Here is a 23,013-nt window from a genome sequence, read left to right on the forward strand (position 1 = left end):
CCGCTGAAAACATGCGAGGGACGGTTGAAACATGGGTCAATTCTCAATGGAAATATCTAGCTGCGCCGGGTCAGCTCTCAGTGGAAATCAACACTTCTCATCTTTGAAGATGATTTTCGCCGCCTCATTGACGTCAGTCAGTTGCCATCCAGCCGGTACGATGACCAGCGCTACGCAAAATGGTTCCGAGATCAGCTCGATGTTACGCCGAACCAGGCTCACTAGCGCACAATAAGATAAAAAGAGGCGGGCAGACCGCATTGCGATTGCTGCACCTTCGCGTCCTATTCTCAGCGGATGAGCGCCTCGCACCCCATTCAGCCGGATCGCGATCTGCTGAAGTTTACTGATGTATTGGTCCAGGTTGTCCTTAAAGGCCGTATCCATCGATTTTCTCCGCGTCGGTCAAATGAGGCCTTCATCGAACCGATACCAACGGCTCAGCGTTCTTCCGAGCTGCCGTTTTGTGTCGAGGTAAAATAGCTCAGAGGTGACGCCGGGTCCGTTCTTGATAGACGGATGTCCGCTCATCACGCCCATAAGGCAGGGAACTGCGCGGCTCGCGAGGACACAGTTCCGGATGTTGACCGCCTCGTTCGGAGTTGGATGGCTGCCAGGCACGGCAAGTTGTTCGAGATCGGAAAGGAGCGACCTCAGTCGCGGGAGGATCACGAAGGGCGGAGTTCCAAGCCATTTGTCGTTCATCGAGTGGGACCTTTTGATTCGAGTGCCGGTTGCTGGCGAGCAAGGAAATAGTCCGATTCGTGAGACATAAGCAAAGAAAAAGAGCAAAAATCTCTAACTGCGAGACAAATGCTCAATATGTTGACATTTTGCAAATGAGGGCTGCTCTTCCGCCAAATGAAGATTTTGGCGAGCCAATTCCGGGCAGCACGAGCGCTTCTTGGCGAAGATCAAGAGGTTGTTGCCGCATGGGTGGAACTGGATCGACGCGAGATCAGCCGATGGGAGGCGGCTAGATACAAGCTGTTTTCCTCAGATGCCGAGGACCTGCAAAAGGCATTTGAAAAAAACGGTATCGAATTCCTGTCAGCAACAGGAGCCCAGGGGGCAGGGGTGCGCTGGCTCAAGCCAGGCCAAAAGGATCGATTTCGGGGAGCGCAGTTCCGCGCAGCCCGAGCGATGGCCAACCTGTCGATGCGTGATCTCCAAGCAAAGTCTGGCGTGAACCGGAACTTCGTTACCCGCTTGGAAACGGGACAAATCGGCGGTTTGAACCTAGAGACGTTGAAGAAGCTGGAGCAGGCATTTACCCGCTTGAATATTGAACTCACCCCGGAGACTGAGAACTGGGGTGCGGGGGTTCGATGGACGGTACCTGAGCCTTTTGAATAGCGTGGCGTGCAATCTTGAAAATATCACGCTCAAACAGGGTAGGGTCGCTAATTCGACTCCAGAACGGGTATAAAAGGGTAATCCAATAGCCACCCGCATGGGCATTCAAGCGTGAGCGAACCAAATGAAACGGCATTCGTTTCGGAATTGATCCGTGCCGCGAACCAAATCGAAAAACTGACCGACCACGAGGTCAAACAGCTCCTGTTTCGGTCGATTGTGATGGCCCGAGACCTGCGGGAAGCAGTCGGCATACCGGGCAGCGGGACCCCAGAGGATGCGGTTGTTCGGCTTTACGACATTGCCGTGGCTGTCGATCAGGTTAGTCCGGCAGCTCGGACCGGCGCTCTGCTTGAGGCGGCCGGATTGATAAGAGACCTAAGGATCGTCGTGGAAAGTGGCACGAAACTGGCGTTGTGGCAGCCTGTATCTCAGCCGGTCACCTAGCGGTGACAAATGCGCTTTCATCAAACTTACGCGGTTTCGATGTGATTGCCTTCTAGAGGCCGCACCCCCAGGGCTCTTCCAAATCCCGAGGATGCAAGAAGCTGTGGATCGACCCTGCGCCAAGCCTGACATGTAAGGAGAAGCTGGTCAACGCAAGCGAGCTTGCGTCCTCCACTGCGTTCGGCCCTGGCGGGTGACAAGCTCCTCCTTACATGTCGTGCGATAGCTATCGGGACGGGGAACATCAAAAAGAATCGATCCCCTCCGGGGGATCGAACAGGGAACAGGCTCTGAGGTAGCGGACGATCTCAAACGTTGAATTTGGATTGTGCGAATTGACTATCGTCAGCGGAAGCCGACAATGAGAACTGACTCGTTTTATGGTACCAAGTTATGAAAAAAACTGCTGATGTCGGAAAACCGTTCAACATCGCCTCCTATGCGCTTTTGACGATGATGGTGGCTGAGGTCACCGGGCTGAAGCCCGGCGATTTCGTGCATACGCTTGGCGACGCTCACCTCTACCACAACCATTTCGACCAGGCGAAGCTGCAGCTGGCGCGCCGGCCGAAGCCGCTGCCCTTCATGCGCATCAATCCCGATGTGAAGGACATCTTCAGCTTCACCTTCGACGATTTCGAGCTGATCGGCTACGAGGCCGATGCCAGCATCAAGGCGCCGATCGCCGTCTGATCCGGGACATTCCATGGCCGACATCCGCAGGACCATTATCGCCGCCGTTGCCCGCAACGGCATCATCGGCCGCGACGGCGACATGCCCTGGCGGCTGTCGAGCGATCTCAAGCGCTTCAAGGCGCTGACATTGGGCAAGCCTGTCGTGATGGGCCGCAAGACCTATGATTCGATCGGCAAGCCGCTGCCGGGGCGGCCGAACGTCGTCATCTCCAGGCAGGCGGCGATAGACCATCCCGATATCTCCATGGCGCATTCGCTGCCGGAAGCGATGACGGCGGCCGAAAGGCTGGCGCGCGAAAGCGGCGTCGACGAGGTCTGCATCATCGGCGGCGGGCAGGTCTATGCCCAGGCGATCGGCCTTGCCGACCGGATGTGCATCACCCATGTCGAGGCCGACCTCGACGGAGACGCATCGTTCCCCGCGATCGATCCCGACATCTGGCGGGCAGGGGAGCCTATCGCGGTTCCGGCCGGCGAGAAGGACAGCCACCCCACGCACTTCGTCGTCTACGAGCGCCGACACGCCTGAAAATGAACTATTTTCCAATTAAATTGACCAAGTTTCTCACGTTGCGTTGAAAGCCGCTGCGGCGATACTTATAACGGTCCCAACGCATCCGCCGGTCAGCCCCCACGGTTCCGGATGCGTGGAAGACTTAACGAACAACGAGGTTTTGATGCCCTGGAGCAATCAGAATGGCGGCGGCGGCCCTTGGGGCGGCGGCGGCGGTAATAATAATCAGGGACCATGGGGCCAGGGGCCGAACCGCCCGCGGGGCGGTGGCAGCGGCAAGGGTGGACCGCCCGATCTGGAAGATATCATCCGGCGTGGCCAGGACCAGCTGCGCAACATCGTTCCCGGCGGTTTCAACGGCGGCGTGGCGGTGATCGTCGCGGCGGTCGTCGCCATTTTCTGGCTGATCCAGTGCGTCTACGTGGTGCAGCCGGACGAACGCGGCGTCGAGCTGCGGTTCGGCAAGCCGAAGGACGAGATCTCGATGCCCGGCCTGCATTTCCATCTCTGGCCGCTGGAATCCGTCGAGACCGTCAAGGTGACCGTGCAACAGCTGAATATCGGAGCGACCTCTGCATCGTCTTCGAACGGCCTGATGCTGTCGAGCGACAAGAGCGTCATCAATGTGCAGTTCGCCGTCTTCTACACGGTCAGCGATCCGAAGGCCTATCTCTTCAACGTCGAAAATCCGGCAGAGACCCTGCAGCAGGTTTCCGACAGCGCCATGCGCGAAATCGTCGGGCGTCGTCCGGCGCAGGACGCCTTCCGCAGCAATCGCCAGCCGATCGAAGTGGATGTGCTCAATATCGTGCAGGATACGATGAACCGTTACGGCGCCGGCGTGACCGTGACCGGTGTGACGATCCAGAACGTGGCTCCGCCGCGCGAAGTCGCCGATGCCTTCGAAGAAGTGCAGCGTGCCGGCCGAGACCGCGACAGCACGATCGAAGACGCCAACCGCTACACGAACCAGAAGCTCGGCCAGGCGCGAGGCGATGCGGCACGAATCCGCGAAGATGCAGCCGCCTACAAGAACCGTGTCGTGAAGGAGGCGGAAGGTGAGGCCCAGCGCTTCACCGCGATCAACGACGAATATTCGAAGGCGCCCGAAGTGACCCGCAAGCGGCTGTTCATCGAAACGATGGAGCAGGTGCTGAAGAACTCGAAGAAGGTCATCATCGACGAGAAGCAGGGCGTGCTGCCCTATCTGCCGCTCAATGAGCTCGGCAAGCCGGCGCAGCAGGGAGGTTGAACCATGACATCGAACAGACTTCCCATCATTCTCCTCATCCTCGCCATCGTGCTGGTCGGGCTTTATTCGTCGATCTTCGTGGTGAATGCCCGCGAGCAGGCGATCGTCGTCCGCTTCGGCCAGATCCAGTCGGTCAAGACCGAACCCGGCATCTATTTCAAGCTGCCCTTCGGCTTCATGGATGCCGACCGCGTCCAGCTTGTGGAAAAGCAGGCGCTGAGGCTCGATCTCGACAATATCCGCGTTCAGGTTCAGGACGGCCAGACCTTCGATGTCGATGCCTTCGTGATCTACAATATCTCGGATGTTCGCCGCTTCCGCGAAACGGTCTCGGGTGACCGCGAGGCTGCGGAAGCGCGGCTGAGGGCGCAGCTCGATTCATCGCTTCGCCGCGTTTACGGCCTGCGCGACTACAATGCTGCGCTCTCGGAAGAGCGTGTCGCGATGATGCTGGAGATCCGAGACGACCTGCGCACGGATGCCGAAAATCTCGGCCTGCATATCGACGACGTTCGCATCCGCCGCACCGACCTTTCTCCGGAGGTTGCGCCCAACACCTACAACGCCATGCGTTCGGAACGCCTGGCCGAAGCCGAGCGCATCCGCGCGGAGGGCAATGAAGAAGGTCAGCGGCGCCGGGCCGTCGCCGACCGCCAGGTTGTCGAGTTCACCGCGGGCGCCCAGCGCGATGCGGAAATCCTGCGCGGTCAGGGCGATGCGGAACGCAACCGTGTCTTCGCCGACGCCTTCAACAAGGATCCGGCTTTCTTCGAGTTCTATCGCTCGATGGCGGCCTATTCCTCGGCGCTTTCTTCACAGGATACGACGCTGGTGTTGTCGCCGAATACGGAATTCTTCCGCTATTTCGACAATGCCGCCGGCACCCTGAAGGCGCCGACAAATCCGGCTGCGGCAATTCCCGGCGCGGCTGCTCCGGCAGCACCCGCCCAGCCGGCGAACTGACACCGACGGATGCCACGAGCATCCTGACAATCCTGAAAGGGCCGGCCCGGGTGCCGGCCTTTTTTTCGTGGAAAGGTCGAGATAATCAGGCTTTTGTGAGGGTACGTCGTATTGCACGGGGATTTCGCGAAAAGGTGATTTCGCCCTCCATCATTCCGCCTTATGCTGGTGCTCAATGTGCGCATTTACCCCTTATGAGGAAGCTTGATGGCCCCCACGAATCGCTCGCCCTTCAGACGAACGCTCGCGCTTATGGCCAGCGCTGCAATTCTTGCGCATGCCGGCATGAACGGGGTCGCCTATGCGCAAACCGCGCCGCAGACGACGGCGCCCGGAGCTGTTACACCCGCTCCGGCTACTCCGGAAATCGCTGCTCCTGCGCCGACGCCGCCTGCAGCGGCTGCAGCGCAGCCGACCTCGCAAATTCAGGCCGCAGCCCCGAACAACGGTCCGGCTTCGGTCGCCGATCTCGCCGAAGGGTTGCTCGATGCCGTGGTCAACATCTCGACCTCGCAGAACGTGAAGGATGACGAGGGCGTCGGCCCGGCGCCGCGTGCGCCCGACGGCTCGCCCTTCCAGGAGTTCTTCAACGACTTCTTCGACAAGAAGCAGGGCAACAAGGGTCCGAACCATAATGTCAGCTCGCTCGGCTCCGGCTTCGTCATCGACCCGGCGGGCTATATCGTCACCAACAACCACGTGATCGAGGGCGCCGACGACATCGAGATCAATTTCGCCAATGGTTCGAAGCTCAAGGCGAAACTGATCGGCACGGATACGAAGACCGATCTTTCGGTGCTGAAGGTCGAGCCGAAGGCACCGCTGAAATCGGTGAGATTCGGCGATTCCAGCACCATGCGCATCGGCGACTGGGTGATGGCGATCGGCAATCCGTTCGGCTTCGGCGGTTCGGTGACGGTCGGCATCATTTCCGGGCGCGGCCGCAACATCAATGCCGGCCCTTACGACAATTTCATCCAGACGGATGCCGCGATCAACAAGGGCAATTCCGGCGGGCCGCTCTTCAACATGAAGGGTGAGGTGATCGGTATCAACACGGCGATCATTTCGCCGAGCGGCGGCTCGATCGGCATCGGCTTCTCTGTACCGTCAGAGCTTGCCTCCGGCGTCGTCGACCAATTGCGCGAATATGGTGAGACGCGGCGCGGCTGGCTCGGCGTGCGCATCCAGCCGGTCACCGACGATATCGCCGACAGCCTCGGGCTCGACACCGCCAAGGGCGCGCTGGTCGCCGGCGTCATTAAGGGCGGCCCCGTCGACGACGGTTCGATCAAGGCGGGCGACGTCATTCTGAAATTTGACGGCAAGACCGTCAGCGAAATGCGCGATCTGCCGCGCGTCGTGGCGGAAAGCTCGGTCGGCAAGGAAGTCGACGTGGTGGTGCTGCGCGACGGCAAGGAGCAGACCGTCAAGGTGAAACTCGGCCGGCTCGAAGACAGCGATCAGGCGGCGGCATCCGGCGATGCGGCGCCTGACGGTTCGCAGGATGACGGCGTGATCACCCCGGACCCCGGCGAGAACAACGACATGGACGAGCCGGACTCTGGCGATCAGGCCCAGCCGGCACCAGGCGCGCCCACGCCGGACCAACACCAGGGCCAGGTGTCACCGGATGCATCAACGCCGAAGAACGTGCTCGGCCTGTCGCTGTCGCTTTTGAGCGCCGAGACGCGCAAGGCTTTCGGCATTGCCGAGAGCGTCGACGGTGTCGTCGTGACGGAGGTGACGCCCGGCTCCGCTTCGGCCGAAAAAGGGCTGAAGCCCGGCGACGTGATCGTCGAAGTGGCGCAGGAGTTCATGAAGTCGCCGGACGCGGTCGCTGCCAAGGTGAAGTCGCTGAAGCAGGAAGGCCGCCGCAACGCCCAGCTGATGATCGCATCGGCGAATGGTGATCTGCGGTTTGTGGCGGTGCCAATGGAGTAAGGGGGACGGCGGCGACTAGCCGCCGCCTTCCTGTTCTCGCTCAACCTCTCCTCCGTCATTCCTGTGCTTGTCACAGGAATCCAGCCACCGCGCGTCTGCGCGGTGAATGAGTCTCATGAAGGTAAGGGGTATCCCGCGCCCAACGACTTGGGCGCGCTGGATCCCTGTGACATCCCCGGGTCAAGCCCGAGGACAGGGATGAGGAGATTGGGGTAAGCGTTCGCGCCAAATTCTATGCCGACGCGTCGGATAGTGACTGGGTTTGGCTTAGCAACCGTCCAGAGACGGTGAGCTGAAACATTCAACCCGCTACAAAATCCGTCTTCCGGTAACCCTGGATATAAAGCAGCGCCGTCAGATCGCCGTGGTTGATGCGCATCTGTGCCTCGGCGGCCACGGCGGGTTTGGCGTGGAGGGCGACGCCGGAGCCGGCGAGGTGCAGCATGCCGAGGTCGTTGGCGCCGTCGCCGACGGCGATCGCGTCTTCAGGCGAAATGCCGAGGTGAGCCGAAATCTCGTTCAGCGCATCGACTTTCGCCTGCTTGCCGAGGATCGGCTCGGCGACGAAGCCGGAGAGAATGCCGCCGTCTTCCAGCAGGATGTTGGCGCGGTTCTCGTCGAAGCCGAGGGTGGCGGCGATGCGGCTGGTGAAGACAGTGAAGCCGCCGGAGACGAGGGCGGTGTAATGGCCTTTCGACTTCATGGTGGCGATCAGCTCCGGTCCGCCGGGGGTGAGCGTGATGCGCTTGCCGATCACCTCGTCGACGACCGATATCGGCAGACCCTTCAGTAGGGCAACCCGCTCACGCAGCGCCGGTTCGAAGGCGATCTCGCCGTTCATGGCGCGGGCGGTGATGGTCGCGACCTTTTCCTTCAGGCCGACTTCGGCGGCAAGTTCGTCGATGCATTCCTGGCCGATCATCGTCGAATCCATGTCGGCGATCAGCAGCTTCTTGCGGCGGCTTTCCTGCTCCTGAATGACGAGGTCGATCGGCGCGCCTGATATGACGGCAAGAATATTGGCCTCGGTCGCCTGCAACTCCGTGCCGTCGCGCAGCGCGATGTCGCAGGCGATGCCGTCCGCCAGCCAGTAGAGGCCGGAAGCGTTCACCGCTTCGGCCGCCTGTTCGGCGATCTTGGGTGTCAGCACGGGATTTGACGGATTGGCAACAAGCGTGGCAACGAGAGCCATGATGGAAAACCTTCTGAGCACAGTGAACGCGATCCTGATAACCGGGCCGACCGCCAGCGGCAAGTCCGCGCTTGCCGTCGAACTGGCCAAGCGCCATGGCGGCGCGGTCGTCAACGCCGACAGCATGCAGGTCTACGACACGTTGCGGGTGCTGACCGCGCGCCCATCGGAAGAAGAAATGCAGGGTGTGCCGCATCATCTCTACGGCCATGTGCCGGCGGGTGCGGCCTATTCCACCGGCAGCTGGCTGCGCAATGTCTCGGCGCTGCTGCCGGCGCTCAGGGCCGCCGGCCGGCTGCCGGTCTTCGTCGGTGGCACCGGGCTTTATTTCAAGGCGCTGACCGGCGGCCTCTCCGATATGCCCGATATACCCGAGGCGCTGCGAGAAGAGTTGCGAGCGCGTTTATTGGAGGAGGGGCCGGATAGGCTCCATGCAGAGCTTGCCGAGGTCGATCCTGCCATGGCGGCGGGCCTCAACCGCCAGGACGGGCAGCGCATCGTCCGGGCGCTTGAGGTGGTGAAGGCAACGGGACGGTCGATCGCCGATTTCCAGGGCCGGTCGGGACCGGTGGTGATCGACGCTGCCCAGGCTCGCAAGATCGTCGTGCTGCCGGAGCGGGCCGTGCTGCATGCCCGCATCAACGGCCGTTTCGAAAAGATGCTGCGCGAGGGAGCGGAAGACGAGGTGAGGGCGCTGCTTGCGCTCGGCCTGCCTGCCGAGGCGCCTGTCATGAAGGCAATCGGCGTCTCGCAGATCGCGGCGATGCTGAGCGGCGATATGATCCGTGACGAGGTGCTGGAGAAGGGTGCCGCGGCGACGCGGCAATATGCCAAGCGGCAGATGACGTGGTTCCGCAATCAGATGGACGAGAGCTGGGAGCGGCTGACGGTTTAGCTGTGGGCCAGCCCGTCAGCCGCCGCACTTGTGCTGGGCATCGGGCAGGATCCAGCTTTCACCGGTGCGGCCGTTGGTGACGAGGAACAGTTTCCCGCCCTCGTCGGGGCTGCAATCGCGGTCGATCTCGACCAGGCACATGGTGACGGGATCGCCGGGCTTCGATCTGATCAGCGCTTCCTCCCTGTCATAAGAGACCTGGTAGCCGTCATTGGCATAATCGATACCCGTGCCACTATCGAAATCCGCATCGTCAGCCGCGCCGCCATTGTCGAGGCGGGGATGAACCTCCAGGACCGATGTGGTCGCACAGCGCCCGGCTTTCGCAGGGATTGCGGTTGCCTCGGGCAATTGGCTGCCCGCGAGAGACCGGGCTGAAATCCCCTGCATGAAATCGTTTTTGTCGGGCGAGATATTCCAGAGGACCGCGAGATAGGCGCTCAGAATGCACGACCTGTCGTCGCCGCAATCGCGCCGATCCGCCAGGAAATTGCGGGCGACATGGATGTTATCCTCGTCAGGCTCGGCTTTTTTCTGAGCGGCATAGCGTTGGTTGAAAAGCTCGTCGAGCCGGGAGAGTTGGCTGTCGCCGCAGACGATCTTTTTATCGGCGCTGCCCGCCTTGGAACAGTCGAAGCCGGCAGCATCGGCCACTGTTGCGAAAAGAATGCCGACACCGAAGACAATGATGAAGTTCAAGATGGATTTCACGATCGCCCTCTCCGAAAACTACCGTCTCCGACGGCGCAACGCACATTCGCATCACGGTGTGGACTCATCAATGCGCAGCCGTCAGTATGCCATGCTTTTCTCGACGGCGCCGATGGTGCGCGGTTATGCCAGGGCGCGCCGCTGATCGGGGGAAGTCTCGTCATCTTCTTTGCCGGTGCGGGATCGCGCCTGCTGTTTTCCACTGATCGTTTTCAGGATCGCATCATGTCCCTTGCCTCTCCGTTTCATGGCCTTTCGGCCTTTCCGCCAACGCCCGCCGACATCAATGGCCGAGTGGACACCGAAGCCCTCTGCGGCTTGCTGGAACGTCTGTGCGAGGCTGGCGTCGCCTCCATCGGCCTTCTGGGCAGCACCGGGATCTACGCCTATCTCACCCGCGAGGAGCGGCGGCGGGCCGTCGAGGCGGCGGTCGAATGCGTCAACGGCCGTGTTTCCATCCTCGTCGGCGTCGGCGCTCTGCGGACCGACCACGCGCAGGATTTAGCGAGCGATGCGGAGGCTGCCGGCGTCGATGCTCTTCTGCTTGCCCCCGTCTCCTATGCGCCGTTGACCCAGGACGAAGCCTACGAACATTTCCTGGCGGTCACGAAGGCAGCGAAGCTGCCGCTCTGCATCTATAACAATCCCGGCACGACCCATTTCACCTTCAGCCGAGACCTGCTGCAGCGCCTGTCCGCCATCGAGACGATCAGGGCGGTGAAGATGCCGCTGCCGGGCGATGGCGATCTGCGGGGGGAACTCGCGGCATTGCGTGAGAAGACCGATCTCGCGATCGGCTACAGCGGTGACTGGGGTGCAGGCCAAGCGCTGCTTTCGGGCGCCGACGCCTGGTACAGCGTCATTGGCGGCCTGCTGCCGCGTACAGCTCTCGCCCTGACCAAGGCTGCCATGGCTGGCAACGGCGAGGAGACGCATTGGCTTGATGGGCTTTTCCAGCCGCTCTGGGACACGTTCAAGGCATTCGGAAGCATCCGGGTGATCTATATGCTGGTCGAGCATCTCTCACTCGGCCGGGCGGAGCTTCCGCGGCCACTCTTGCCGCTAGGATCGGCGGACCGCCAACGGGTGCTCGACGTCGCCCGGCCGCTGATCGCCCAGGAGATGGGGCAGCCGCATCAATCCTTGTTGTAAAGGCTGCTCAGCGGCTTTTTCAGAATGCTTTCGCGCAGCGACGGGCCGGGCTCCCGGCGGGTGATTGCGGGCTGGTCGGCCGGAGGCGCCGGCCGGGGAAAGACCGGTTCTTCGCGGCGCATCTCGCGGCGGAGCGCATCCAGCCGGGGATCGATCGCCGGCGGCGCGGCGGGGTCAAGCCGCGGTGTCTGCGGCAGCAGTTCGCGCCGGTAGGATTCGAGCGGCGCGGACGACGGGGCAGGCGGCGTATAGGGCTTTGCGTCGATTTCCTCGTCGAACGCATCAACCTCGTCGGGGGCTGCCGCTGATGCAGCATAGCTCTGCTGGAAATTCGAAATGTCGGGTCCGACGGTCACCGCCCGCATGCGGGTGACGATCTTGCGCAGATCGACCGTATCCGGATCTTCCTCGCTGTGTTTGCTGTTGGCGCTGGCTGCCTTCGGCAGCAGGCTCTCGTCGACGCGGGAAAAGCGCATACGCATCGGCACGCTGATCGCCTCGCCGAAGGCGATCGCCTCGCCGTTGCCGATCGAGGAGATGAAGCTCGTCGTCGAGATCGACGAATTCGGGATGGCCGAGCGGATGATTTCCTGGTCGCGGTCATTGGCCAGGCGCATGGCAAAGAGCGTCGAGCACTGCGACAGGATCGTCTGATCGAGCTCGCCCGGCCGCTGGGTGATGATGCCGAGCGAGACGCCGTATTTGCGGCCTTCCTTGGCGATGCGGGCGATCGCCTGGCGCGTCGGCACGAAGCCGAGGGTCGGATCGGAGGGGATATAGCGGTGGGCTTCCTCGCAGACGACGAGCATATGGATGGCGCCCTCGCTCCACAGCGCCACTTCGAAGGCCATGCGGCAGAGCACGGAGGCGACCGAATTGACGACCTCGGAGGGAATGCCGGCGAGTTGGAAGGTGCAGATCGGCCGGTTTTCGCCGGGAATGCGGAAGATCTGCGCGATGGTCTCGGTGATCGTGTCGCTGATCGTGTTGTTGGAGAACATGAAGTGATAGCGCGGATCGTTGATCGCGGCGATCAGGCGCATCTTCAGCGAGCGCAGGAAGGGCTTTTCCGTGCGGCCTTCCAGGCGGCCGATGCGCTCGTCGATCAGCGCCAGCAGATCGGCCATGCGGTAGGGAACCGGCGTGTCCGCGGTGATTGAGCTCTTTTCCGTCGTGCGGCGCACCAGCGAGTTGTCGCTGCCGCGGAAGGCGCGCTTGGCCTCGGGTAGGATATCGCGCAGCATGTCGAGTTCTTCCGGCACCGGCGGGCGGCCGCGAAAGACGACTTCGGCGAATTCCTCCAGCCGCATCAGCCAGAAGGGCAGGTCGAGCGTATCGGTATCGATGGTGACGGCATGCTTGGGGAATGCGGCGGCGAATTCGTTGTGCGGATCGAGGATCAGCACCCGCAGTTTCGGGTTGGCTGCGATCGCCTTGTGCAGCAGCAGCGACACGGCCGTCGACTTGCCGACACCGGTGGAGCCGACGACGGCGAAATGCTTGGAGAGCATCGAGGGGATGTGGATCGCCGCATCGATGCTTTCGTCCTGCGTCAGCTTGCCGATGACGGCGGTCGTACCCTCTCCGGCATCGTAGATGCGCATCAGGTCGGCGGCGCGGATGCGGTGGGCGATGGCGCCGAGATAGGGATAACGCGAAATGCCGGTCGAAAATTCCTCGCGCCCGTCCTCATCGACACGGACTTCACCGAGCAGTTCGGTCTCGATCTTGAAATTGTTGTCCTCGCCTTCGCCCCAGGCATGGCTGCCGGTATTCATCTGATAGACGAGGGCAACGACGCGGTTGCGGCCGACGCTGATCGAAATCAGCCGGCCGACGGACCAGAGCTCGGTCAGATCGGTACCGCCTTCTTCGGCGACGGCGGCAATCGTCGCCCGCGAGCCGCTGCAGGCAACGACGCGGCCGAGAAAGCGATTTCCCGGCGCATGGCCGTCGCGTCGATCGTGCTCGCCTGCCTTGCCAGACACGCGCAAGTCGTTGTTGAGCAAAGGGCTACTCCCTGCAATGGGGCTTAATAATAAAGTCCATCCTTTAACAAATCCTTCAAACCATGGTTTTTAGAGGGTAAAGGAGCGCGGATGGATTTTTATTGCGGCATGCGTTGACGCTGCGAAATTTTCTGTCTATCACTTCCGACCATGAAAATCGCAACGGCTCTTATCGTGGTGGGAAAGCGCATGGGCAGGATGGTGTAACCATCCGGCGGTAGCCACCCATGCGCTAGATGACAGGCTCCTCCGGGGCCTTTTTTTATGCCCGAAATTCGGGCTTCCGGCCACAAACGCAAATCCCAGCATAAACGGAACAGACAGATGAGCACGGACAATCAGGCGGCAGGCAATCGGATGACGGGAGCGGAGATCGTTCTCAAGGCGCTGAAGGACAATGGCGTCGAACATATCTTCGGCTATCCCGGCGGCGCGGTCCTGCCGATCTATGACGAGATCTTCCAGCAGGAAGAGGTCAAGCACATCCTCGTCCGTCACGAGCAGGGGGCAGGCCATGCGGCCGAAGGGTACGCCCGCTCCACCGGCAAGGTCGGCGTCATGCTGGTCACCTCGGGTCCGGGCGCCACGAATGCGGTCACGCCGCTGCAGGATGCGCTGATGGATTCGGTCCCGCTGGTCTGCCTGACCGGTCAGGTCCCGACCCCACTGATCGGCTCCGACGCCTTCCAGGAATGCGATACGGTCGGCATAACCCGGCCCTGCACCAAGCACAACTGGCTGGTCAAGGACGTCAATCAGCTCGCCGCCGTCATTCACGAAGCCTTCCGCATCGCCCAGTCCGGTCGTCCGGGTCCTGTCGTCGTCGATATTCCGAAAGACGTGCAGTTCGCCACCGGCACCTACACGCCGCCCGCCGATTACACGATCCAGAAGAGCTATCAGCCGAAGATCCAGGGCGACCTCAGCCAGATCCATGCGGCGATCGAACTGATGGCCACTGCGCGCCGTCCGGTCATCTATTCCGGCGGCGGCGTCGTCAATTCCGGCCCCGAGGCCTCCAAGCTGCTGCGCGAACTGGTCGAGCTCACCGGTTTCCCGATCACCTCGACGCTGATGGGTCTCGGCGCCTATCCGGCTTCGGGCAAGAACTGGCTGAAGATGCTCGGCATGCACGGCTCGTACGAAGCCAACATGGCGATGCATGACTGCGACGTCATGGTCTGCATCGGCGCCCGCTTCGACGACCGCATCACCGGCCGCCTCAATGCCTTTTCCCCGAACTCGAAGAAGATCCATATCGATATCGATCCCTCTTCGATCAACAAGAACGTCCGGGTCGATATAGGCATCCGCGGCGATGTCGGCCATGTCCTCGAAGATATGGTCCGCCTGTGGCGGGCGCTGCCGAAGAAGCCGGAGAAGAACCGCCTCGAAGAGTGGTGGACCGATATCGCCCGCTGGCGGGCGCGCAACTCCTTCGCCTATACGAGGAGCAACGACGTCATCATGCCGCAATATGCGCTGGAGCGGCTCTATGCGCATACCAAGGACCGCGATACCTACATCACCACCGAAGTCGGCCAGCATCAGATGTGGGCGGCGCAGTTCTTCGGCTTCGAGCAGCCGAACCGCTGGATGACGTCGGGCGGCCTCGGCACGATGGGCTACGGCCTGCCGGCCGCCCTCGGCGTGCAGATCGCCCATCCCGACAGCCTCGTCATCGACATTGCCGGCGACGCCTCGATCCAGATGTGCATTCAGGAAATGTCGGCGGCGATCCAGCACGATGCGCCGATCAAGATCTTCATCATGAACAACCAGTATATGGGCATGGTGCGCCAGTGGCAGCAGCTGCTGCACGGCAACCGTCTGTCGAACTCCTATACGGAAGCGATGCCTGATTTCGTCAAGCTGGCGGAAGCCTATGGCGCCGTCGGCCTGCGCTGCGAAAAGCCGGATGAGCTCGACGATGCCATTGTCGAGATGATCGAGGTCAAAAAGCCCGTCATCTTCGATTGCCGCGTTGCCAATCTCGCCAACTGCTTCCCGATGATCCCCTCGGGCAAAGCGCATAATGAAATGCTGCTGCCTGATGAAGCCACCGACGAAGCGGTCGCCAATGCGATCGACGCCAAGGGCCGCGCGCTCGTCTGACATTTTAATTTGCGCATAATCTTTCCGAAAATCGCTTCCGGTTTTCGGGGTTATGCGGCAGGGAAGAGGAAACTCAAGACCATGAATGCACACCTACAGCCCACGGGCTCCGCTTACTTCATCTCGCCGGAAACGGCGGCGATCGAAAGCCACACACTTTCCATCCTCGTCGACAACGAGCCGGGCGTTCTTGCCCGGGTCATCGGCCTGTTTTCCGGCCGTGGCTACAATATCGAGAGCCTGACGGTCTCCGAGACCGAGCACCAGGCGCATCTTTCCCGGATCACCATCGTCACCCGCGGCACGCCGCATGTGCTGGAACAGATCAAGGCGCAGCTCGAGCGCATCGTGCCGGTGCACCGCGTCGTCGATCTGACGGTGCGCGCCCGCGAACTCGGCCAGGAGCGGCCGATCGAGCGCGAGGTGGCGCTGGTCAAGGTGGTCGGCGAGGGCGAGATGCGCGCCGAGACGCTGCGCCTTGCCGATGCCTTCCATGCCAAGGTCGTGGATGCGACGATCGATCACTTCATCCTGGAGATCACCGGCAAGTCCTCGAAGATCGACCAGTTCGTGGCGATCATGAAACCGCTGGGGCTGATCGAGGTCTGCCGCACCGGCATCGCCGCGATGAACCGTGGCGCGCAGGGCATGTGAGCCGGGCACCACAACAGTGCTGAAAGCCGCTGGAGGTCAGAGCATCTCCAGCGGCTTTTTCTTTGCCGGCGGCGGGAAGGCGGCGTCGAGCGCCTGCCAGTCCTCGTCGGTGATCTCAAGCGAGACGCAGTCGCGATTCTCAGCCGCGCGGGCGGCATTCGACGTTTTCGGGATGACGATGACGCCGTCGCGTTCCAGCAGGAAGGCGAGCGCCAACTGGGCGGGTGTTGCCTGATAGGCCTTGGCGATGCGGATCAACTCGGGATGATGCAGGATGTGCCCCTGCTCAATCGGCGAATAGGCCATCACCGGAATGCCGCGGCTCTGGCACCAGGGCAGGAGGTCGAATTCGATGCCGCGGCGGGAGAGGTTGTAGAGTACCTGGTTGGCGGCGACATTGGCGCCGTCGGGCACGCCGAGCAGTTCCTCCATGTCGCCGGTGTCGAAGTTGGAGACGCCCCAGGCGCCGATCTTGCCGGAGGCCTTCAGCATTTCGAAGGCCGCGACGGTCTCGGCCAGCGGATGACTGCCGCGCCAGTGCAGGAGATAGAGATCGATGCGGTCGGTGCCGAGCCGCTCCAGGCTGCGCTCGCAGGCTTCCACCGTGCCTTTCAGGCTGGCATTCCAGGGATAGACCTTGCTGACGATGATGACCTCGTCGCGCCGTCCCTTGATCGCTTGGCCGACGATCTCCTCGGCGCCGCCGTCGCCATACATTTCGGCGGTGTCGATCAGTGTCATCCCCAGATCTATGCCGGCCTTGAGGCTTTCGATCTCGGCCATGGCATGACCGGCATCCTCGCCCATGGCCCAGGTTCCCTGGCCGAGCGCCGGCACTTCCGCGCCGTTCGGAAATCTGACGAATGGAATTGGGTCGTCCTGCATGGGTGTTTTCCTGGGAGAGAGATTGGGCCGCGTCGCCATCTTTCAAGTAATCCTGTCACCATGACAATGATGTAATGGCATCGGTGATTTAGGGCAGTTACGCTGAACTAAATAAACGGCCTGCGGGAAAGCCGGCCTCGGGAGGTCGCATGCCGCTGGATACGTTTCTCGCCCTCGTTCTCTTTGCCTTCACGACGTCGATCACGCCGGGGCCGAACAATATGATGCTCTTCGCCTCGGGGGTGAATTTCGGCTTCCGCAGAACGATCCCGCATATGTTCGGCATCGGTGTCGGCTTCTTCTCGCTGCTGATTGGTGTCGGCCTCGGGCTCGGCGCGGTGCTGCACACGATGCCGGCCGTCTATACGGCGTTGAAATTTGCCGGCGGCGTCTATCTCGTCTGGATTGCCTGGAAGATCGCCTCGTCGCGTTCGCTGAGCGAAGGCAAGAGCGCCGTCGAGCCGATGTCCTTCTTTTCGGCGGCGGCCTTCCAGTGGGTCAACCCGAAAGCCTGGGTGATGGCGGTCACCGCGATGGCGACCTATACCAATCCGGAACTCTATCTCGTCAGCGTGCTCCTCGTCGGCCTGGCCTTTGCGGCGGTCAATGTGCCGAGCGTTTCGACCTGGGCGGGTTTCGGCTCGGCGCTGCGGGAATGGCTTTCGGATCCGGTGCGGCTGAAATGGTTCAATACCAGCATGGCGGTTCTTCTGGTGGCGAGCCTCTGGCCGATGCTAAAATAGGGCGATCGACGGTTTCGTCAGCATCAGCCAGAGAATGCCGATGACAGCTGAGAAGGCCGGAAAGCCGCAGGCGAACCAGATGCGGTAGAGGCTGAAATAGGCCGGCGGCAATGCGCTTCCGGATTTTGCTGCGACACGGGCGAGATCGCGCAGCCGGATCTGGATCCAGACGACCGGCAGCCAGAACAGGCCGGTGACGATATAAAGCAGCAGCGACAGCGCGATCCAGCCTTCCCAAAGCTCCCAGCCGATCGCCCGCGCCAGCAGATATCCGGTCACGGGCTGGAAAATGGCGGCGGTGGCGGTGAAGATCGTATCGGCAATGACCACGGTTCCGGCGACATGGGCGATCAGAACGGGATCACGCGTGCGATGCGCCATCACCATGAAGAAGGCGATGCCGGCGCCGGTGCCGAAGAGCACGGTCGCGCCGATGACATGGGCAAGCAGCAGCCACTCCTCGAGCATCAGCGTTCATCCAGGGTGGCAAGGGCCGTCAGCGTCAGCAAGATCGACGGCAGCACCTTGACGAGGGGGCCGAGCGGGTCGAGCCAGAGCGCGGGTTCGAGCAGGCTGGCGCCGGTCAGATAGGCGAAAGAGACGGCCAGCATGCCGAGAAGAGAGCGTTTGGCGAGCGGACGGACAAGCACGGTGGCGCCGAGCGCCACGTCGATCAGGCAGGTCGCAAGCGTCAGCGCCGTTGCTGCCGCTTCGGGCATGAACGGCAGGAAGTGGGCGGATGTCTTCGTGAGCGCCAGCAGCGGGATGAGGCCGGAGAGCAGCCAGAAGACAGAGAGGCCTGATATGACGAGCGGTTTCAGGAGATAGAGCCGGGCAAACCAGAGATCCTGCACGCCGGAGGGATTGGCCGAGAGCGTTGCCGGCGCGGATGTCGCGGTTAGGCCGCTTTCCCGTTTTTCGCTTCGTATGCCCTCCGACATGACGGTCATCGCCGTCGAGCGCAGCGGCGAACGCCAGCCGAGCAGCCCCGCCATATCGGCAAGCCACGTCACGGGCCTGGCGAGCCACGAGGCAAGGGAAAAGACGCGGGCGGGTGCTAGGCCCAGCCATTGCCGGTGAAGGCCGATGAGATCGGCGAGTGTGAGAACCTCGTCGGCGGCAAGATCAATATCCCCGCGGAGGCCGTCTGCGACAGCCCGGGATACGGCTTCCGCCACATCGTCCACAGAAAGCGTTTCGACCGGACTGTCGGCATGGACGAGCGGCAGCGCCAGCGGAAAGGCGGCAAGCGCCCTGAGCAGCGACGAGCCGCCATGGGCATTGCGGCCGAGCACGAGGGCAGGGCGGAGGATGAGATGAGGCAGGCCGCTTCCTACTAGCGCCTCGTCGGCCCGCCGCTTGGTGGCGAGGAAGGGCAGGTCGCCTGCCGCTCCCGCAGTCCTTGCCGATATCTGCACGACCAATGGCTGAGATGTGCGTTTGGCGGCGGCATAGAGCGCCAGCATCGCTTCAGCCTGCGTGGCCGAGAGATCGTCGGAGAGCCCATCCTGTAGCGCGCCGGCGCAATTGACGACAGCCTGCCGGTCTTTGAGGAGATCTTCCCAGTCCCCGGGCCTTGTCATGTGCGAGAGATCGGCGCGCCGCCATTCGATCGCCGGCTGTTTCAGACGGGCACGCATGGGATTGCGGCCCAGCCCGGTCACAGCATGCCCATCGGCGACGAGCCGGGCCGCGACGACGGAGCCTATGAAGCCGGTTGCGCCGAGAATCAGAATGTTCATGGCGGGAGATTAGCGGAAAAGTTTGAAGGGGATAGAAGGGCTTGGCGGGAGTGTGGTGTGTGATAGAAAGAGGAGATGACTTTATGAGCATGCCTTAGGGTTTTGCGGGGTGCTGCCGCGATTCCCCTTCTCTCCAGCGGGGAGAAGATGCCGGCAGGCAGATGAGGGGGGTGAGCGGCGAAAGCCGCGAATGCACGGAGCGTAAGTGAAGGGCAATCATGACGGATGTGCCGTGTGGCCCCCTCATCCGACCCTTCGGGCCACCTTCTCCCCACTGGGGAGAAGAGGGAGCAGGCCGCGAACCTTGCCTATCCTTTAGACTGCCGTTTTGGAGGACATGCCTTGCACGACGATCACGACCACGACCACCACGATCATGACCACGACCACCACCACGATAACCACTATTCCGACATGCAGGCCCGCGTAAAAGCGCTGGAAACGCTGCTGACCGAGAAGGGGCTGATCGATCCGGCGGCGATCGATGCGATTGTCGAGACTTATGAAACGAAGGTGGGGCCGCGGAATGGGGCGCATGTCGTCGCCAAGGCTTGGAGCGATGCCGATTTCGCCGCGTGGCTGAAGCGCGATGCGACGGCGGCGATTGCGAGCCTTGGGTTTACCGGTCGGCAGGGCGAGCATATGCGCGCCGTCTTCAACACGCCCGAGACCCATAATCTCATCGTCTGCACGCTTTGCTCCTGTTATCCCTGGTCGGTGCTCGGCCTGCCGCCCGTCTGGTACAAGGCGCCGGCCTATCGTTCGCGCGCGGTCATCGATCCGCGCGGCGTGCTTGCCGAATTCGGGCTGACGCTGCCAGAGGGCAAGAAGATCCGCGTGTGGGATTCGACGGCGGAGCTGCGTTATCTCGTAATCCCCGAGCGGCCCGAGGGCACGGACGGAATGGACGAGGCAGCACTTGCCGGTCTCGTCAGCCGCGACGCGATGATTGGCACGGCGGTGGCCGGCAGCCCGGAGGCTCTTCCATGAACGGACCGCACGATCTCGGCGGGCAGATGGGCTTCGGGCCTGTCGCGCCCGAAAAGGACGAGCCCTATTTCCATGCCGAATGGGAAAAGCGGGCGCTCGGCATCACGCTTTCCTGCGGCGCTTTCGGCGCCTGGACGATCGACGAAAGCCGGCATGCGCGCGAAAACATTCCACCGGCCGATTATCTCGCCGCCAGCTATTACGAGATCTGGATTCGCGGCGTCGAGACGTTGCTCGCGCGGCACGGTTTTGCGACGCGCGAGGAGTTGCTGTCCGGCCGCAATCTGCAGGAAGGTGCTGCGCCGAAGCGGGTGCTGAAGGCGGAGATGGTGCCGGGCGCGCTGGCGAAAGGGGGGCCTTGCGATCGTCCTGTCGAAACCGCACCACTCTTTGCGGTCGGCGAGACGGTGAAGACGAAGAATTTCAATCCGGCCACCCATACGCGGCTGCCACGTTATGCGCGCGCCAGGACGGGTGTCGTCGAGGCGGTTCAAGGGGCTTTCGTCTTCCCCGACGACAATGCGCATGGCCGAGGCGAAAATCCGCAATGGCTCTATACGGTCGTCTTCGGCGGCGGTGAGATCTGGGGCGAGGGAGCGGATCCGTCGCTGACGGTCTCCATCGATGCGTGGGAGAGCTATCTTGAGCGTTTGTGAGACGCCGTCTCAGCTGGCGCAATCGCTTGGGTTGCCGAGGTCGCCCGAAGGTGATCCGGTTTTTCCCGAGCCTTGGGCGGCGGAGGCTTTCGCCATGACGGTGCATCTGCATGAGAAGGGGCTGTTCGCCTGGGGCGAATGGGCCGAGGCCCTGTCCAAGGAGCTGCATAAGCCCGGCCGCGCTGGCGATGGCAGCAATTATTTCGACTGCTGGGTGGCGGCCCTTTCCGAACTGCTGGTCAGCCGCGGCATAGCGGATGCATCCGTCATCCTCGACCTGCAGCAGAGCTGGCAGCGGGCGGCCGAAGCCACGCCGCACGGGCAGCCGATCGAACTTGCCAACGATCCGCTGCGCTGATTTTCACGAAGGGAATTGCCTGTAGCATTCCTCGGCCACACCACGCAGGGTCTCACGCGAGATTTCACCGGTAACGGCATAACCGAGTTCGCCGTCGATCCAGTAGAAGGTTTCGAGGTTGCCAGATGAGGCGAAGCGGAAGCTCGTCGTGCGGTTTTCTGTGTTGCGGCCGACGATGACGGTCAGGCGTTCTCCCGCCTGGTTCTCATACATGAACATGGCGCCCGGTCTGTCATCGACCGGCAGCAGGCGGCCGCCGACCAGCTTGAAGCCGAGCGATTGCAGGTTCGGGATCTTCAGGTTCTGGATGGCCAGGCGCTTGCCGAGCCAGGTGGCGAGATGGGCCTCCTCGTCGGCGAAGACCTCGACGGGGTGGCGAACCTCGGCGGCGTAGACCATGAAGGCGGTCTCGGCCTGTTTCGGCAAGGTTTCTGAACCGGTAAGCTGCAACGCCGGCCTTTCCAGCAGTGCGGGGCCATAATGGCCGCTGACGGCGCCGAGCGCGAAGACAAAGAGGGCCGCGGCGGCGATCGCCCAGCGTTTCGGCGTAGAGGAGACCGCGCGCGTGGGGGCGACCAGCAGTGGGTCGGTGTCCTTTGCCTTCTCGTAGCCGGCAAACAGCGATCGGATGCCGCTATTCTGCGCCTGCCATTCGGCGACCAGCGCCGCCTCGTCGGCATTATCGGCAAGGAAGGCCTCGAGGCGGGCACGGGCGGTTTCCGGTAGCTGGCCGTCGGCATAGGCGTGGAGATCGGCTTCGGTGACGATCGGGTTGGTTTCGTTCATTTCGGTCTCCGAAGCGTAATGACGTTATCGGCCTTCAGCCTCTCGGCGACGCGCTGGCGGGCGCGCGACAGCCGGGACATGACGGTGCCGATGGGAATGTCGAGGGAAGCGGCAACCTCGCTGTACGTGTACCCTTCGATGACCACCAGCATCAGCACGGCGCGGTGCTCCTCCGAAAGGCTGTTCAGTGCGTTATCGAGCCGCGCGCGCTCCAGCGGATCGGCCGGCGGTTCGGGAGTGGCCATATCCCCGGCGGCGTCAAGCGCGACCAGCGCGTCGCGCGCCTTGCCGCGCCGGCCGTTGCGGTAGAGATTGGTCATGATGGTCAGGACCCAGCCGCGCAGGTTGAGGCCGCGCCATTGGCCACGGCGCGCCAGCACCTTCTCGACACAGTCTTGCAGCAGATCCTCGCCATCGGCATCCGAGCGCGTCAGGCTGCGCGAATAGCGCCTGAGCGAGGGAAGGAGGGCCAGGACCTGGCCCTCGAAACTTTCCGGTGCGGGTGTTTTCACGCCAGCCGCTTTCTGATGATCAAGGCTTGGCAAGCTCCCAGTTGCCGCCGACGCCATCGCCGGTGATGTCGCCCGCCTTCTTGTCCTTGACCCAGTAATACAGCGGCATGCCGTCCTTGGCCCATTGCTTCTTGCCATCCTTGCGGTCGATGATCGAATATGCACCATCAGCCTTGGCATCGGAAGCGGCCATCAGCGGCGGCCAATTTTTGGCGCAATCGTCGTTGCAGTTGGAAACGCCCTTGGCGTCCTTCTTGAAGGTGTAGAGGGTCATGCCGTTTTCGCCGGCAAGAACCTTGCCCTTGGCGGATTCGACTTCCTTGACAGGAGCGGCTGCAAGAGCAGCGGTCGCTGCGAGGGCTGCGGCGGCCACGACGGACAGGAATTTCACGGATTTCATGATGTCTCTCCTTGAGAATTGGGCACGCAATTTTGCGATAC

General features: G+C 62.2%; 24 protein-coding genes and 2 pseudogenes. 16 read left to right on the forward strand and 10 right to left on the reverse strand.

Going from position 1 to position 23,013, the window contains the following annotated elements; genetic code table 11:
• Positions 1-87: 87 nt before the first annotated feature.
• Entirely contained in the window at positions 88-387 is a 300-nt protein-coding gene (locus FHX14_RS23660; RefSeq protein ID WP_184379045.1) for a hypothetical protein, read from the reverse strand.
• A 474-nt stretch (positions 388-861) separates the two neighbouring features.
• Here FHX14_RS23660 and FHX14_RS23665 point away from each other — a divergent pair, with 474 nt between their 5' ends.
• The 7 genes and pseudogenes from FHX14_RS23665 (at position 862) to FHX14_RS23695 (ending at position 7,172) form a co-directional block, all read left to right on the forward strand.
• Positions 862-1,356, forward strand: a complete 495-nt coding sequence (locus FHX14_RS23665; RefSeq protein ID WP_184379047.1) for a helix-turn-helix transcriptional regulator — start codon at positions 862-864, stop codon at positions 1,354-1,356.
• Positions 1,357-1,467: 111 nt separating this feature from the next.
• Entirely contained in the window at positions 1,468-1,803 is a 336-nt protein-coding gene (locus FHX14_RS23670; RefSeq protein WP_184379049.1) for a hypothetical protein, read from the forward strand.
• A 387-nt stretch (positions 1,804-2,190) separates the two neighbouring features.
• Positions 2,191-2,496 (forward strand): annotated as a pseudogene (thyA, locus tag FHX14_RS23675) (thymidylate synthase); the annotation flags it as partial.
• A 13-nt stretch (positions 2,497-2,509) separates the two neighbouring features.
• On the forward strand, positions 2,510-3,028 hold the full coding sequence (locus FHX14_RS23680; RefSeq protein WP_184379051.1) for a dihydrofolate reductase: 519 nt from the start codon (positions 2,510-2,512) through the stop codon (positions 3,026-3,028).
• 148 nt (positions 3,029-3,176) lie between these two features.
• The gene (hflK, locus tag FHX14_RS23685; RefSeq protein ID WP_003593446.1) at positions 3,177-4,265 is read left to right on the forward strand and encodes an FtsH protease activity modulator HflK; all 1,089 of its coding nucleotides are present in this window, start codon (positions 3,177-3,179) and stop codon (positions 4,263-4,265) included.
• Positions 4,266-4,268: 3 nt separating this feature from the next.
• Positions 4,269-5,228, forward strand: coding sequence for a protease modulator HflC (locus FHX14_RS23690; protein ID WP_012558332.1), 960 nt, complete (start codon positions 4,269-4,271; stop codon positions 5,226-5,228).
• A 207-nt stretch (positions 5,229-5,435) separates the two neighbouring features.
• On the forward strand, positions 5,436-7,172 hold the full coding sequence (locus tag FHX14_RS23695; RefSeq protein ID WP_184379053.1) for a Do family serine endopeptidase: 1,737 nt from the start codon (positions 5,436-5,438) through the stop codon (positions 7,170-7,172).
• A gap of 301 nt (positions 7,173-7,473) precedes the next feature.
• Here FHX14_RS23695 and serB read toward each other — a convergent pair whose 3' ends face one another.
• The gene (serB, locus tag FHX14_RS23700) at positions 7,474-8,364 is read right to left on the reverse strand and encodes a phosphoserine phosphatase SerB (RefSeq protein WP_184379055.1); all 891 of its coding nucleotides are present in this window, start codon (positions 8,362-8,364) and stop codon (positions 7,474-7,476) included.
• On the opposite strand from serB, the gene miaA reads away from it, so the two are divergent.
• Positions 8,363-9,259, forward strand: coding sequence for a tRNA (adenosine(37)-N6)-dimethylallyltransferase MiaA (gene miaA, locus FHX14_RS23705; protein WP_184379057.1), 897 nt, complete (start codon positions 8,363-8,365; stop codon positions 9,257-9,259). The genes serB and miaA overlap by 2 nt on opposite strands.
• 15 nt (positions 9,260-9,274) lie before the next feature.
• On the opposite strand, the gene FHX14_RS23710 is transcribed toward miaA, so the two are convergent.
• Entirely contained in the window at positions 9,275-9,970 is a 696-nt protein-coding gene (locus tag FHX14_RS23710; protein WP_184379059.1) for a hypothetical protein, read from the reverse strand.
• Positions 9,971-10,055: 85 nt separating this feature from the next.
• Here FHX14_RS23710 and FHX14_RS23715 point away from each other — a divergent pair.
• Together FHX14_RS23715 and FHX14_RS23720 are read left to right on the forward strand one after the other, a co-directional pair.
• A pseudogene (locus tag FHX14_RS23715) lies at positions 10,056-10,171 on the forward strand (LysE family translocator); the annotation flags it as partial.
• A 24-nt stretch (positions 10,172-10,195) separates the two neighbouring features.
• A complete protein-coding gene (locus FHX14_RS23720) occupies positions 10,196-11,122 on the forward strand; it encodes a dihydrodipicolinate synthase family protein (protein WP_184379373.1) in 927 nt (308 codons plus the stop codon).
• Here the strand turns inward: FHX14_RS23720 and FHX14_RS23725 are convergent.
• Entirely contained in the window at positions 11,107-13,131 is a 2,025-nt protein-coding gene (locus FHX14_RS23725) for an ATP-binding protein (RefSeq protein WP_179613143.1), read from the reverse strand. The two genes, FHX14_RS23720 and FHX14_RS23725, sit on opposite strands and share 16 nt — an antisense overlap.
• Positions 13,132-13,455: 324 nt before the next feature.
• Here FHX14_RS23725 and FHX14_RS23730 point away from each other — a divergent pair, with 324 nt between their 5' ends.
• Both FHX14_RS23730 and ilvN read left to right on the forward strand, forming a co-directional pair.
• Positions 13,456-15,246 carry an acetolactate synthase 3 large subunit gene (locus tag FHX14_RS23730; protein WP_184379061.1) on the forward strand — a complete coding sequence of 597 codons (1,791 nt, stop codon included), beginning with the start codon at positions 13,456-13,458 and terminating at the stop codon, positions 15,244-15,246.
• A gap of 81 nt (positions 15,247-15,327) precedes the next feature.
• A complete protein-coding gene (gene ilvN / locus FHX14_RS23735) occupies positions 15,328-15,900 on the forward strand; it encodes an acetolactate synthase small subunit (RefSeq protein ID WP_003593459.1) in 573 nt (190 codons plus the stop codon).
• Between the two features lie 36 nt (positions 15,901-15,936).
• On the opposite strand, the gene FHX14_RS23740 is transcribed toward ilvN, so the two are convergent.
• Positions 15,937-16,785, reverse strand: coding sequence for an aldo/keto reductase (locus FHX14_RS23740; RefSeq protein ID WP_184379063.1), 849 nt, complete (start codon positions 16,783-16,785; stop codon positions 15,937-15,939).
• Positions 16,786-16,934: 149 nt separating this feature from the next.
• Here FHX14_RS23740 and FHX14_RS23745 point away from each other — a divergent pair, with 149 nt between their 5' ends.
• Complete coding sequence (locus FHX14_RS23745) at positions 16,935-17,528, forward strand: LysE family translocator (RefSeq protein WP_184379065.1); 594 nt, start codon at positions 16,935-16,937, stop codon at positions 17,526-17,528.
• On the opposite strand, the gene FHX14_RS23750 is transcribed toward FHX14_RS23745, so the two are convergent.
• Positions 17,520-17,996: a DUF2269 domain-containing protein gene (locus FHX14_RS23750; protein ID WP_012558322.1), complete on the reverse strand. Its 477-nt coding sequence runs from the start codon at positions 17,994-17,996 to the stop codon at positions 17,520-17,522. The two genes, FHX14_RS23745 and FHX14_RS23750, sit on opposite strands and share 9 nt — an antisense overlap.
• The gene (locus FHX14_RS23755; RefSeq protein ID WP_184379067.1) at positions 17,996-19,270 is read right to left on the reverse strand and encodes an SDR family oxidoreductase; all 1,275 of its coding nucleotides are present in this window, start codon (positions 19,268-19,270) and stop codon (positions 17,996-17,998) included. Before FHX14_RS23755 ends, FHX14_RS23750 begins: the two co-directional genes overlap by 1 nt.
• Positions 19,271-19,612: 342 nt before the next feature.
• Here FHX14_RS23755 and nthA point away from each other — a divergent pair, with 342 nt between their 5' ends.
• Genes nthA through FHX14_RS23770 form a run of 3 tightly spaced genes read left to right on the forward strand, consistent with a single transcriptional unit; the run spans position 19,613 to position 21,274 of the window.
• Positions 19,613-20,260, forward strand: coding sequence for a nitrile hydratase subunit alpha (gene nthA / locus FHX14_RS23760; RefSeq protein ID WP_184379069.1), 648 nt, complete (start codon positions 19,613-19,615; stop codon positions 20,258-20,260).
• Entirely contained in the window at positions 20,257-20,916 is a 660-nt protein-coding gene (nthB, locus tag FHX14_RS23765; RefSeq protein WP_184379071.1) for a nitrile hydratase subunit beta, read from the forward strand. The genes nthA and nthB overlap by 4 nt, the downstream gene beginning before the upstream one ends.
• Complete coding sequence (locus FHX14_RS23770; RefSeq protein ID WP_184379073.1) at positions 20,903-21,274, forward strand: nitrile hydratase accessory protein; 372 nt, start codon at positions 20,903-20,905, stop codon at positions 21,272-21,274. The genes nthB and FHX14_RS23770 overlap by 14 nt, the downstream gene beginning before the upstream one ends.
• A gap of 3 nt (positions 21,275-21,277) precedes the next feature.
• On the opposite strand, the gene FHX14_RS23775 is transcribed toward FHX14_RS23770, so the two are convergent.
• Genes FHX14_RS23775 through FHX14_RS23785 form a run of 3 tightly spaced genes read right to left on the reverse strand, consistent with a single transcriptional unit; the run spans position 21,278 to position 22,972 of the window.
• Positions 21,278-22,060 (reverse strand): anti-sigma factor, encoded by a 783-nt coding sequence (locus FHX14_RS23775; RefSeq protein WP_184379075.1) that lies wholly within the window; start codon positions 22,058-22,060, stop codon positions 21,278-21,280.
• Positions 22,057-22,572, reverse strand: a complete 516-nt coding sequence (locus FHX14_RS23780; protein WP_184379077.1) for an RNA polymerase sigma factor — start codon at positions 22,570-22,572, stop codon at positions 22,057-22,059. The genes FHX14_RS23775 and FHX14_RS23780 overlap by 4 nt, the downstream gene beginning before the upstream one ends.
• 19 nt (positions 22,573-22,591) lie before the next feature.
• Positions 22,592-22,972, reverse strand: coding sequence for a hypothetical protein (locus tag FHX14_RS23785; RefSeq protein ID WP_003593476.1), 381 nt, complete (start codon positions 22,970-22,972; stop codon positions 22,592-22,594).
• Between the last annotated feature and the right edge of the window lie 41 nt (positions 22,973-23,013).

It is taken from the genome of Rhizobium sp. BK619, assembly GCF_014195245.1.
Classification (GTDB): Bacteria; Pseudomonadota; Alphaproteobacteria; order Rhizobiales; family Rhizobiaceae; genus Rhizobium; species Rhizobium acidisoli.

Excerpts from the sequence above, each read along its gene's own strand:
- FHX14_RS23660 (WP_184379045.1), bottom strand. The coding sequence starts at position 387 with ATGGATACGGCCTTTAAGGACAACCTGGACCAATACATCAGTAAACTT.
- FHX14_RS23665 (WP_184379047.1), top strand. The coding sequence starts at position 862 with ATGAAGATTTTGGCGAGCCAATTCCGGGCAGCACGAGCGCTTCTTGGC.
- FHX14_RS23680 (WP_184379051.1), top strand. The coding sequence starts at position 2,510 with ATGGCCGACATCCGCAGGACCATTATCGCCGCCGTTGCCCGCAACGGC.
- hflK (WP_003593446.1), top strand. The coding sequence starts at position 3,177 with ATGCCCTGGAGCAATCAGAATGGCGGCGGCGGCCCTTGGGGCGGCGGC.
- FHX14_RS23690 (WP_012558332.1), top strand. The coding sequence starts at position 4,269 with ATGACATCGAACAGACTTCCCATCATTCTCCTCATCCTCGCCATCGTG.
- FHX14_RS23695 (WP_184379053.1), top strand. The coding sequence starts at position 5,436 with ATGGCCCCCACGAATCGCTCGCCCTTCAGACGAACGCTCGCGCTTATG.
- miaA (WP_184379057.1), top strand. The coding sequence starts at position 8,363 with ATGATGGAAAACCTTCTGAGCACAGTGAACGCGATCCTGATAACCGGG.
- serB (WP_184379055.1), bottom strand. The coding sequence starts at position 8,364 with ATGGCTCTCGTTGCCACGCTTGTTGCCAATCCGTCAAATCCCGTGCTG.
- FHX14_RS23720 (WP_184379373.1), top strand. The coding sequence starts at position 10,196 with ATGTCCCTTGCCTCTCCGTTTCATGGCCTTTCGGCCTTTCCGCCAACG.
- FHX14_RS23730 (WP_184379061.1), top strand. The coding sequence starts at position 13,456 with ATGAGCACGGACAATCAGGCGGCAGGCAATCGGATGACGGGAGCGGAG.
- ilvN (WP_003593459.1), top strand. The coding sequence starts at position 15,328 with ATGAATGCACACCTACAGCCCACGGGCTCCGCTTACTTCATCTCGCCG.
- FHX14_RS23740 (WP_184379063.1), bottom strand. The coding sequence starts at position 16,785 with ATGCAGGACGACCCAATTCCATTCGTCAGATTTCCGAACGGCGCGGAA.
- FHX14_RS23745 (WP_184379065.1), top strand. The coding sequence starts at position 16,935 with ATGCCGCTGGATACGTTTCTCGCCCTCGTTCTCTTTGCCTTCACGACG.
- FHX14_RS23750 (WP_012558322.1), bottom strand. The coding sequence starts at position 17,996 with ATGCTCGAGGAGTGGCTGCTGCTTGCCCATGTCATCGGCGCGACCGTG.
- FHX14_RS23755 (WP_184379067.1), bottom strand. The coding sequence starts at position 19,270 with ATGAACATTCTGATTCTCGGCGCAACCGGCTTCATAGGCTCCGTCGTC.
- nthB (WP_184379071.1), top strand. The coding sequence starts at position 20,257 with ATGAACGGACCGCACGATCTCGGCGGGCAGATGGGCTTCGGGCCTGTC.
- FHX14_RS23775 (WP_184379075.1), bottom strand. The coding sequence starts at position 22,060 with ATGAACGAAACCAACCCGATCGTCACCGAAGCCGATCTCCACGCCTAT.
- FHX14_RS23785 (WP_003593476.1), bottom strand. The coding sequence starts at position 22,972 with ATGAAATCCGTGAAATTCCTGTCCGTCGTGGCCGCCGCAGCCCTCGCA.